The following is a 10,380-nucleotide window of genomic DNA, read 5'->3' as shown; positions in this document are numbered from 1 at the left end:
CGAAGTCATTGAAGGTAACCTGTATGTTGATGTGACAACGGCCAAAGCGTTAGAATTAAAAGGTGTAACTGTAAAAGGCAAATTGGTTGTTATTGGTGACAATCAAACAGCCGGCAAGTTAACGATCACTGATTCAAAGATTGAAGCAATCAGTACGCAGACAAGAAATACAGAAGTCGTATTAAGCGGCGAAACAGAAATTAAGACAATCGTATTGGAAGAGACAGCTGTGGTAACACCAGACAAGAACTTCAAAGGTGAAGTAGAGAAGATTGAAGTACAGTCAACAACAAAGGGAGAAGTAGTTATCGAAGTACCAGCACAGGAAGTAAGTACACGGACATATGCAAGTGTGGATATTCAGGCGCCGGTAGAAAGTCTTGAAGTAAAGACAGACACTCAAATCAAGGTAAATGCCGATGTTAAGAATGTGGTGGTAACCGAAAGTGCAAAAGATACGAAGGTAGAAGTATCAAAAGGCAGTACGGTAGGCACATTGACAGCCGACGCACCAGTAAGTATTGACGGTAAAGGTACAATTAACAAAGTTGAAGCTAATGTTGACGGTGTAGAAGCAGGCAAGGATACAGTAATCAAAGATGTAGAAACAGGCAAAGATGTTGAGCAAGCACCAGAAGTAAACAAACCTTCAACTGGCGGATCATCGGGTGGCAGTGGCAGCGAGCCATCAATCACTTATTATACTGTTACGTTTAAAGACATGGATGGTAATACTATTGACACTCAAACAGTAGAACAAGGTAAATTAGTAACTGCACCTGTTGCTGTGGCTCCTGATGGGATGGTATTTGCGGCATGGTTTAAAGGTGATAAAAGATATGATCTGACAAAACCAGTGAAAGAAAATCTTGTATTAACAGCGCAGTTTGGTGTTTTGGTTGATAATGAAGATACATTAAAAGCAGCAGCGGCAAAAGGCGGCAATATTGTTTTAAAAAACGATATTCAAGTTAACGCAAAAGTTCAAGTTTCAACATCAGTTAATATTTTCGGTGATGATCATGCCATTATATCTAATAGTAATAATAGTGTGATTAGTATGGGTGATGATAATTCTACTGAATTAAATAATGGGACTGTTGGCTTGTATGATATAACTTTAAAACCTACAGATAAACTGAATATGGAATCAGGAATATACATTTGCAATGTAAAAGGTACGCACTTAATTATTGATAATACTTCAATATTTGCTTCTTCTTATACATTAAATATCTTTGATGATGCTTCTGATATGACTGTAGATATAACTGATTCACACATTGAAGGCTGGGCAGCAATAAGGTCTTTTTCAAATAACTCAGATTTCACTATTGAAAGAAGTTATTTAGTAGGTACTAATATTCATAGAGGATATGGAAATGCTTATTCAACTATCGTGATTAGTGGAAAACATGGTTATTATAGCGGTAATGATTATTATATTAATTATATTCCTGGTACTTTGGGTCAGAAAAATAAATTAACATTTATTGACAGTACAATTGAGGCGAATATTGACCCAGGTTCACAACCGCAAAAAGTGTTATCACTTCAATATGGGGCAAATGAAAATAATGTTAAATTTATAAATACAAAATTTATAAATGAAGGTTCTTATTGGATACTGGTACAAGCTCCTAAGAAATGTAATAATTCAGTGAGTGTTAATGGAAGTGAAGTGCAGACAGATGATCATTGGTTTTATTATACCGATGCTTCCTGGTATAATGAAAATGATTCAGAATTTACGATCAATACACCTGAAGAGCTTTCTGGTCTGTCTTATTTAGTCAATGATAAGAATATTGATTTAAATGGTAAGACCATAAATATTTCCGGTGATATTGATTTGGAAAATATAGAAATGAATACGATAGGCTATGATGTTACCAAATTTAACGGCACATTAAAGTTTACAAATGGTGCAGGACTTGTAAATTTTGTTGCTGATGACAGTGAACAGCTATTAGGTTTCATTGAATGTACTACTGGAAAAGTGCTGAATTTAAAGATTAATGGTAACGTAATAACAGATGAATCTGGGAACATTATAAATTCTATTGAAGATTAAATGAATAAAATCGTGAAAGCTTAGCTTAATGCTGACTTCCACGATTTTTCTTTAATTTTATTTTAATCTCACAGTACAAGGTATTGTACTTCGCAAAAAATTCCCTTGTTCGCTTCTTTAATGAAAAGGGTTCATCATCACCAATCATGGCAAATTCATCAAAGAACTTGCGGGCAAAGTAGGCAGACCGCCGGCAATGTGAGGTGCTGGTAACTACGATGATGGAATGTATCTGATGCTGGTCACAAAGCTGTTTGGAATACTTAAAATTATCATAGGTATTCATGGCTCTAGTTTCCATCAATATTGGTATCTGCGGATCACTTTGATGAATGTATTTCGCCATTGCTTCGGCTTCACATATAGCGTTATGTGCTTTACCGCCGCTGATCATGATTAAGGGAGCCTTTTGTTTAGACCATAAATCAATGGCTTTCTTACAGCGTCTGATTTGGGTTTGACAAAGACTTCCGTCTTCATGCGTCGGACAGCCTAATACAAGGATGCAATCGGCATGATCCATGTTTTGCTTAGGTTTGGGAAAATAGATAAAGATCGGCAGCAGCACAAGCATTAACAGAATTAAGTAAATCATTAAAGAATCACCGGTGCTTTCAATTCACGTTCAAGGATCTGCTGACGTTTTTCATCACTGCATGGATAACCGTAGAGCACACTGCTTTTGTATTCAATAGTTCGGTATGCTTCTGGTATCTGTGTGAATTTAGAAGCAATCAGTACGCCTTGTTCCTTTAATGCTTTTAAATGCGCGCGTCCTTTTTCATTGCATGCCAGTACCCGCAGATAATTCAGCGGCGGTAAATTGTCAATGTCCGCTTTCTTTGTCTGCATCATCAGGTGCAGCATAGTACGCTGAATTTTTGAACGTGTATAGCGCCTTGATGTGACGGCACTGATAAAATCTTCAAATTCAGGCAGTCTGGCATGTTTGATTAATAGATTTTCAATGCCCTCATCCATCATGAAATATGACGGCAGTGCTGATGAATCCATAGTTAATAAAACCGTTTGAAAATATCGGTAATAATCCTCAAGAAAGATAGGATCAGTAATTTCCATGCATGTCGCATGCTTAATATCAAGCTGATTTTTTATTGCATAGCGAATGGCTGTCGCGGAAGCAATCTGCTTGCTGGTATCCAATTCATGATAATGATTCGTTCGCTGTATGGAATAAGGCCGGATACCGCTGCCTTGCAGGGCGCGGATATAGTTTAAAGCTAGAATATCATTGGCATTGAGTGAGCCATATAAGATCTCATAGGCCTGTACTGGTGAAAGACCGCCTTTCATGGCATCACTCAGATTGACATCAAGCTCAGCCAATTGTTCCAATATTTCAAGATTGTTTGATTCACTGCCAAAGCAGATACTGTCAACACCTGCTAATTTTAATACGTCAACCGCGCCTTTCGCAAAATAGGCGGCACTTTGCGCTGCATAGACAAAGGGCAGCTCAAGGACTAAATCTACGCCATTTTCAACTGCTGTTTTAGCCCGCTCCCACTTAGTAGTGATTGCCGGTTCGCCGCGCTGCACAAAATGACCGGACATGGTACAAATTAAAAGATCACAGCCGGTAATTTCTTTTGTTTTATTTATATGATGAATATGACCGTTATGAAACGGATTATATTCAGCGATGATGCCTGTTATTTTCATTAAAAAATCCCTCTCGCAATAATGATAGCATAGAAATGGTCAGGTTTCCATATGCGAAAAAAATTCAAAGCCGTGTCAGAGTGAAGCAAGTGTGCTATACTGGATAAGAGGTGGAAGTATGTCAAAAATAAAAAATGAAACAATCACATCGGCTTATGATCAAACTCAGCTGGCTTTGCTAAGTGTTGAGCCGGAAGGTGAAATCAAAGGAATCATTCAGATGGTTCACGGTATGGCAGAGCATAAAGAACGGTATCTTGAAACCATGGAATATTTCGCGGATCATGGTTTTGTCTGCGTGATGCATGATCATCGCGGCCATGGCGACAGTGTAGCTTCACAGGATGATTATGGCTATTTTAATGATATTAATGGCGATGCCGTTGTTGATGATGTAGCGTTGATAACCGATATGCTTAAAGCGCGTTATCCGGGCCTGCCGCTCATTCTGTTTGGTCATTCGATGGGCAGTCTGATCGTTCGTGCTTATATGAAAAGATATGATGATAAAATCAATGGCTTAATTGTCTGCGGATCACCAAGTAAACGGACAACCCTGCCGGCTGAGAAGCTGTTCATTCAGCTGATGATCAAGCTTAAGGGTGAACGTTATCGTTCCGCTTTTATCAATAAATTATCCTTTGGTGCTTATAATAAGCGCTTCAGTCAGGAAAAGTCAGAAAATGCTTGGATCTGTTCTGACCCAGAGGTTGTGAGAGCATATGATGCCAGTGAGAAATGCGGCTTTACATTTACACTGAATGGGTTTATGAATGTATTAAATTTGATGGAGAAGACATATTCTAAGAATTACTGGCAGATGAAGAATCGCTATGTACCAATCCTTTTTATCATCGGCAGCGATGATCCATGCGCGGTGGATATGGAACAGTTCAAAGCAAGCGTTAATTTTATGTGTCAGGTTGGATATGAGAATATCTCGAATAAAATATATCCGAATGTACGTCATGAAATCTTGAATGATTTAAGTAAAAATGAAGTGCGCAGTGATATGCTGGCATTTATTGAAAAGGCAATTCAGAAATAAATTCCTACAATTTCGTCATAATCCTCGAAATATTTTGTGAATCAGGTATAATGGATTCACAAAGGGGGCTTGTGTATGGAAAATATTAAGAAGGCTAAAGATGTTTTAAAAGGCATTGCAATCCTAGCTTTAGTCGCATTGATTGCTTTTGCCGGCGGCCGCTTTTTCTCACCGAGTGCTAAGGCACCGCTTATCACCTCTGACCTGCTGACGACTAAATTGCAGAATGTCAGCGATTTAGCAACGCTTCGCTATAAATATACAAATATGGGTAAATTCGAACAAGCCACCGATTTTTATGGCTGGACGGTACCTTTTATGACAAAGTCATTTATTATTTCCTATGACGGTGTGATTCTGGCGGGGGTTGATCTTTCAGAAGCGGAAATACAAGTTGATGGCAATAAGGTAACGGTGCATCTGCCGGAAGCTAAAATTATTTCGCATGAAATTGATGAAGACAGCATTGAGGTATTTGATGAAACGAGAAATATCTTTAATCAGATAAAAATTACTGATTATACTAATTTCTCCAAGGATCAGAAAGCCAAGGTAGAAAGTGAAGCCATTGCGAACGGTTTGCTGACGGAAGCGATGGATAAGGCTAAAACTGTGATACAGGCACTGCTTGAACAAAGCGGTGAGGTTTATGAAATCGTTTATGAATAAACTATTTGTTTAGTAATGTTAAACTCTTGCCGCCGGTGAGAGTTTTTTGATGTTTTGAAGAGAATGTCAGCGATAATGAATGGCTTCTGAATTGTCACTCTTGTTTAATAATACTAAACAAAAAATTATAATTTATTAAACTTTTGGCTTGAAATCAGCTTTGTTCTATGTATAATAAAAAGCATGTGAAAAGCGGGGTGATGATTTCAGCGATTAACGATGAGGTACTTGTCAGGGACACCTGTGTTTTATGCAGATTGCCAGCTTATCATAAATAAAATCCTTGGGAATAATAAATAAAGAAAGTTGATGTTTGTCAGCAAGTACAACCTGTTTTTAAATTTTTCAGAAAGGGAAATGTTAAAATGAAAAAACTGATTGCTATTTTATGTTGTTTGATGACACTAACTGCCTGTGTAAAGGCGAATGCCGAACCACAGAGTAATTTTACAGATGAGATGAAGCTTGCCTATGGGCAGGATATTTCTTTAGAGGACGGTGCGGATGCCGTTGAACGTTTGGGAGATCATAAAGCTTCTCCGTATTTTACACAGCTTGATTTTTATAACATGGAATCAACTGATACTTTGACGATTCTTCCGCATTTCAAGACGATCCAGCAAAGCTCAGAATGGAGCTGCGGCGTTGCCAGCGCGATGATGGTTCTGGCTTATTATGATAAACTGGGGGATCATGATGAATATTCTTTGGCTCAGCTGCGCTCCAATGGCTTGACACCGGAAGCGACCACACTGCGTCAGGCAATGGAGATTTTTGAAGGTGTCGGCGGCTTTGAATTAGCGACAACCTTTGATTACGGTGATGAGCTTGCGGAAGCATTTACCTTATCGACCATTCAAGATTATTTGAAAGTAGGCATACCGGTAATGGTGGCATGGAATGATTGGGGCGGTCACTGGCAGGTAATCATCGGTTATGATACAATGGGGACAGATACGGAGCAGGATGATGTCTTGATCATGGCTGATCCATATGATACAACGGATCACAATCAGGATGGTTATGTCATTTATCCGGCTGAACGGTTCTATTACAATTTCACGATGTATGACTTCTTTCCGGAAGAAGAACTGAATGATATGCTTTTTATTGCCGCTCGTCCGATTGAATAATCAAATTGCTGATTGTTTTAAAGCCTGCTTTACTGCTTGAGCAGGCAGGCTTTTATGTTTAATGTCAGGCACAGAGAGGTGTGATGAAATGGGCTTTTTATTGCTGCTGCCGTTTTTCTTGATTCGTTTCCTGCTTTTATCAAGGCTAGATCAGCAGGCGCTGGGGCGGGCTGCTCATTTTGCACCGATGCCTAAAACGGAAAAAGGTTTTTATTGGCTTTATCAGGTCACCAATATCATGATTTTTATTTTGATTCTCGTACTGCCGATAAAGCGTTCGCCTTCTTCAATCTATTATATGGGCTTGCTGGTTTACCTTTTTGGCTTGCTGGCTTTAACGGCATCGATCATCAGCTTTGCCTCATGTGATAATACAGGGTTTAATTGCAGCGGTGTCTATCGATTTTCACGCAATCCGATGTATGCTGCCTATTTTATCTTCTTTATCGGCTGCGCGGTGCTGCTTCATTCACGGCTGCTGCTGGCTGCGGTACTGCTTTTTCAGTTGGCTGCGCATCGGATCATCCTTGCGGAAGAAAACTGGTGCATACAGCGCTTTGGCAGCAAGTATCTTGATTATATGAAAAAAGTCAGGCGCTATTTTTAAATCATAGTGTATGCGTGGGTTTGATTAACCATGAATTATATCGGCTGTGAACGGATTATACTTGCATCACAGGATTGAATAAGTTATACTAATATAGTTGACTTTGGAGTACAAATTCCTTATAATAAGTACGTTAAGCGACGAGGTGATTTTTTTGAAGTGGACCAAAAGTGAATTGCTGCAGGCCAGAGATTGCACAATTGAATTTGATGAATCAATCGCATTTGAGGAAGAAGCAATAGCTCGCATCCATCATTTAAGAAAATTACAGAATGTTACGGTATCCGGAAACATCCATTACGATTCGACTAGTGATTTGGCAATTGCCAACCTTGATATCGACGGCTGTATGGTTCTTCCATGTTCAATTACACTGGAAGATGTGGAGTATCCGTTTCATGTAAATTCAACGGAAGTCTATGCCTTTCATAAGGTAAGTGAAGAAGATGAGATGCATGAAGCTAAAGGTGATATCGTAGAGTTGTACCCAGTTCTCTTTCAGCTGATTATGATGGAAATTCCATATAAGGTCGTGAAAGAGGGGCTCACTGATTATCCGAAAGGAAAAGGGTGGGAAGTCGTCAGGGAGGAAGATTTAATTGCTTCAAAAGAGAAGGCGATTGATCCTCGGTTAGCAAAATTAAGAGATTTTAAGATCGAAAAATAAGTAGGGAGGTACCGACATGGCTGTTCAACAAAGACGTAATTCAAAAACTAGAACTGCAAAACGTAGAACACACTACAAACTGACTGCACCGGCATTAGTTAAATGCCCTCAATGTGGAGCTTTAAAGAGACAACACAGAGTATGCGGAGAATGTGGTTTTTACAACGGAGTAAAAGTTGCTTAGTTTAAAACGCTAATAGAGGCCCATGAGTTTTCGTGGGTTTTTATTTTGTTTTCTGATAAGTATGCATGGTTTGTTTAAGCATGCTATACTAATAGAAGGAATGTGAGGAGTGTTGGTTATGCTGCGTTTAATGATAGTTAAAATAATTCGCTGGCTGTTAGTAAAGCTGGGCCGGGGCGGATCGCTGCCGGGCAATATCGGATTAAAGATGGATTCACAGCTGCTGAGTCGATTCAAAATGCCAAAGCATGTGATTTTGGTAACCGGAACCAACGGCAAGACGACGACAAGCAATCTGATTGTTGAAAGCTTGCTGGCATCGGGGATGAAGGTGATCGGCAATCGCCGCGGCGATAATCTTCGTGAAGGGATTGCCACATTGCTGTGCGCAAACAGTGATCTGCATTATCGTGTCAAGGCGGATGCGGTTGTGCTTGAAGTTGATGAATTAACGATACCGAGGGTGTTTGATCAGCTGTCAGTGAGTGCCTTTGTGGTTAATAATTTCTTCCGTGATCAATTGGATCGGGCCGGGGAGATGGAGACGATCGTGCGTAAAATCGAATCGGTGCTGCCTGACTATCACGGCAAGCTGATTTTGAATGGCAATGATCCCAATGTCGTGCGGCTGGCGGATTGTGCCAAACAGGCCGAAGTGCTTTATTTTGATGTGAAGCAATGTGCGGTTTCACTTTCTGACAGCCATGAAGCGAGTGAGGGTAAATTCTGTCCGCGCTGCGGCGGTGAGCTGCATTATGATTATTATCAATATTCACATATCGGTCAGTTCAGCTGTCCGCGCGATGGCTTTGGCAGGCATGAGACGGCGGTTTGTGTGGAAAGTATCGATTTTAACATGCAGACGATGGTGGTAAACGCTCAGACGCTGCCGATGTTTCAAAACGCAATCTACGCGGTTTATAACTGTGCGGCGGTACTGACGCTTTTAAAGGCCATGGACATCAGCTGGGAATATGCGGCAAGGGTGTTTGCCGAGTTTGAGCTGAATGATGGGCGCAATGAGACATTTATGATCAACCATGAGAAATGTGTTTTGAATCTGATTAAAAATCCTACCGGTGCCAATGAGGTCATGAAGATGATTGCTCATGATGAACAGAAGCGTTCTGTGCTGATCGTGCTTAATGATAATGATCAGGATGGCAGAGATGTATCATGGATCTGGGACGCGCATTTTGATCTGCTGATTGATCCATTGACTGAATGCATTGTCTGTTCCGGTACCCGTGCCTATGACATGGCGCTGCGGCTGAAGTATGAGGGTTATAATGTCGGCCTTCAGGTGGAGGAAAATCTATCACAGGCGATTGATAAGCTTTGTGAATGTCCGGGTACGCATATGGTTATTTCAACATATACGGCGCTGCAGCAATGCCGTTCAATCTTAAGGAGGAAGGTTTCATGAAGCTGAAAATCTGCTGGATGTATCATGATCTGATGGATCTGTATGGCGATAAAGGGAATATCCAGGTGCTGAAAACCCGCTGTGAAAAGCGCGGCATTGAATGTGTTGTCGACACATGTACGCTGGATGAAGAAAAGACATTGGCGGATTATGATTTGCTGTTTATCGGCGGCGGTGCGGATCGTGAGCAGGGACTTTTGGTAAATGATCTGCTTAAGCGGCGTGACGCGATTCAAGAAGCGATGGATCAGGGTTCATTTATCCTGCTGATCTGCGGCGGTTATCAGCTGTTTGGCCAATATTACTTAGACGGCGACGGTCAGAAAATCGAAGGCTTAAAATTCTTTGATTATTATACGGAAGCCGCTTCCCGAAGTGATCGCTGCATCGGTAATATCGCGGTGGAAGCAGCTTTAGATAATGAGCGGATCATCGCGGTCGGTTTTGAGAATCACGGCGGTCAGACAAAGGGTGTGAATCAGCCCTTCGGAAAAGTGCTGAAAGGCCATGGCAATACATATCAAAGTGCCTTTGAGGGCTTTTATAACGGACAGGTATTGGGGACTTATATGCATGGCCCCCTGCTGCCTAAAAATCCTGAAATCGCCGACTTTATTCTGCGCAAGGCATTGGCTAAGCGGCATGGTGAATGCACTTTGGAACCGCTCAATGACATGCTTGAACATAAGGCAAAGGAAGTTATGCTGAAAAGGCTTGGTTTATAAAATAGCTGATTTAAAATAATGCGGAACTGACAGTGAATCTGATCAGTTCTTTTTTTGCTGTTAATGTGTTTAGCGAAAATATGCAAATAATAACTAAAATTGTTTTAAAAAGGGTGAATTTGTTTTAAGGGGCGGTAAAGCCGTTTGAAGGAAAGGACTTTGAC

Annotated in this window: 11 protein-coding genes; 9 read left to right on the top strand and 2 right to left on the bottom strand. The window is 40.5% G+C overall.

Features of this window, described 5'->3' with window-relative positions; all coding sequences use genetic code 11:
• Positions 1-2,074, top strand: a 2,074-nt coding sequence (locus DAHG_RS19315) for an InlB B-repeat-containing protein (RefSeq protein WP_034457008.1), incomplete at its 5' end; no start/stop codon positions are given.
• Positions 2,075-2,099: 25 nt separating this feature from the next.
• Here DAHG_RS19315 and DAHG_RS09975 read toward each other — a convergent pair.
• Together DAHG_RS09975 and DAHG_RS09970 are read right to left on the bottom strand one after the other, a co-directional pair.
• Positions 2,100-2,669, bottom strand: coding sequence for a YdcF family protein (locus DAHG_RS09975; RefSeq protein ID WP_022938207.1), 570 nt, complete (start codon positions 2,667-2,669; stop codon positions 2,100-2,102).
• Positions 2,669-3,757: a nucleotidyltransferase gene (locus DAHG_RS09970; RefSeq protein WP_022938206.1), complete on the bottom strand. Its 1,089-nt coding sequence runs from the start codon at positions 3,755-3,757 to the stop codon at positions 2,669-2,671. Before DAHG_RS09970 ends, DAHG_RS09975 begins: the two co-directional genes overlap by 1 nt.
• 118 nt (positions 3,758-3,875) lie before the next feature.
• On the opposite strand from DAHG_RS09970, the gene DAHG_RS09965 reads away from it, so the two are divergent.
• The 8 genes from DAHG_RS09965 to DAHG_RS09930 all read left to right on the top strand — a co-directional run bounded on the left by DAHG_RS09965 (position 3,876) and on the right by DAHG_RS09930 (position 10,216).
• On the top strand, positions 3,876-4,805 hold the full coding sequence (locus DAHG_RS09965; RefSeq protein ID WP_022938205.1) for an alpha/beta fold hydrolase: 930 nt from the start codon (positions 3,876-3,878) through the stop codon (positions 4,803-4,805).
• 75 nt (positions 4,806-4,880) lie between these two features.
• Complete coding sequence (locus DAHG_RS09960; RefSeq protein ID WP_022938204.1) at positions 4,881-5,474, top strand: DUF4230 domain-containing protein; 594 nt, start codon at positions 4,881-4,883, stop codon at positions 5,472-5,474.
• A 365-nt stretch (positions 5,475-5,839) separates the two neighbouring features.
• A complete protein-coding gene (locus DAHG_RS09955; protein ID WP_022938203.1) occupies positions 5,840-6,607 on the top strand; it encodes a papain-like cysteine protease family protein in 768 nt (255 codons plus the stop codon).
• Positions 6,608-6,695: 88 nt separating this feature from the next.
• The gene (locus tag DAHG_RS09950; RefSeq protein WP_022938202.1) at positions 6,696-7,214 is read left to right on the top strand and encodes a methyltransferase family protein; all 519 of its coding nucleotides are present in this window, start codon (positions 6,696-6,698) and stop codon (positions 7,212-7,214) included.
• A 145-nt stretch (positions 7,215-7,359) separates the two neighbouring features.
• The gene (locus tag DAHG_RS09945) at positions 7,360-7,881 is read left to right on the top strand and encodes a YceD family protein (protein ID WP_235696043.1); all 522 of its coding nucleotides are present in this window, start codon (positions 7,360-7,362) and stop codon (positions 7,879-7,881) included.
• Positions 7,882-7,897: 16 nt separating this feature from the next.
• Complete coding sequence (rpmF, locus tag DAHG_RS09940; protein ID WP_022938200.1) at positions 7,898-8,065, top strand: 50S ribosomal protein L32; 168 nt, start codon at positions 7,898-7,900, stop codon at positions 8,063-8,065.
• 118 nt (positions 8,066-8,183) lie between these two features.
• Complete coding sequence (locus DAHG_RS09935; RefSeq protein ID WP_022938199.1) at positions 8,184-9,491, top strand: Mur ligase family protein; 1,308 nt, start codon at positions 8,184-8,186, stop codon at positions 9,489-9,491.
• The gene (locus tag DAHG_RS09930; protein WP_022938198.1) at positions 9,488-10,216 is read left to right on the top strand and encodes a type 1 glutamine amidotransferase; all 729 of its coding nucleotides are present in this window, start codon (positions 9,488-9,490) and stop codon (positions 10,214-10,216) included. Before DAHG_RS09935 ends, DAHG_RS09930 begins: the two co-directional genes overlap by 4 nt.
• The last annotated feature ends 164 nt before the right edge of the window (positions 10,217-10,380 follow it).

This window comes from Dielma fastidiosa, from assembly GCF_000313565.1.
Classification (GTDB): Bacteria; Bacillota_I; Bacilli_A; order Erysipelotrichales; family Erysipelotrichaceae; genus Dielma; species Dielma fastidiosa.
This window is presented reverse-complemented; position numbering and strand designations above follow the sequence as displayed.

Coding starts and splice junctions, on each gene's coding strand:
- DAHG_RS09960 (WP_022938204.1), top strand. CDS start 4,881: ATGGAAAATATTAAGAAGGCTAAAGATGTTTTAAAAGGCATTGCAATC.
- rpmF (WP_022938200.1), top strand. CDS start 7,898: ATGGCTGTTCAACAAAGACGTAATTCAAAAACTAGAACTGCAAAACGT.
- DAHG_RS09955 (WP_022938203.1), top strand. CDS start 5,840: ATGAAAAAACTGATTGCTATTTTATGTTGTTTGATGACACTAACTGCC.
- DAHG_RS09965 (WP_022938205.1), top strand. CDS start 3,876: ATGTCAAAAATAAAAAATGAAACAATCACATCGGCTTATGATCAAACT.
- DAHG_RS09975 (WP_022938207.1), bottom strand. CDS start 2,669: ATGATTTACTTAATTCTGTTAATGCTTGTGCTGCTGCCGATCTTTATC.
- DAHG_RS09970 (WP_022938206.1), bottom strand. CDS start 3,757: ATGAAAATAACAGGCATCATCGCTGAATATAATCCGTTTCATAACGGT.
- DAHG_RS09935 (WP_022938199.1), top strand. CDS start 8,184: ATGCTGCGTTTAATGATAGTTAAAATAATTCGCTGGCTGTTAGTAAAG.
- DAHG_RS09950 (WP_022938202.1), top strand. CDS start 6,696: ATGGGCTTTTTATTGCTGCTGCCGTTTTTCTTGATTCGTTTCCTGCTT.
- DAHG_RS09930 (WP_022938198.1), top strand. CDS start 9,488: ATGAAGCTGAAAATCTGCTGGATGTATCATGATCTGATGGATCTGTAT.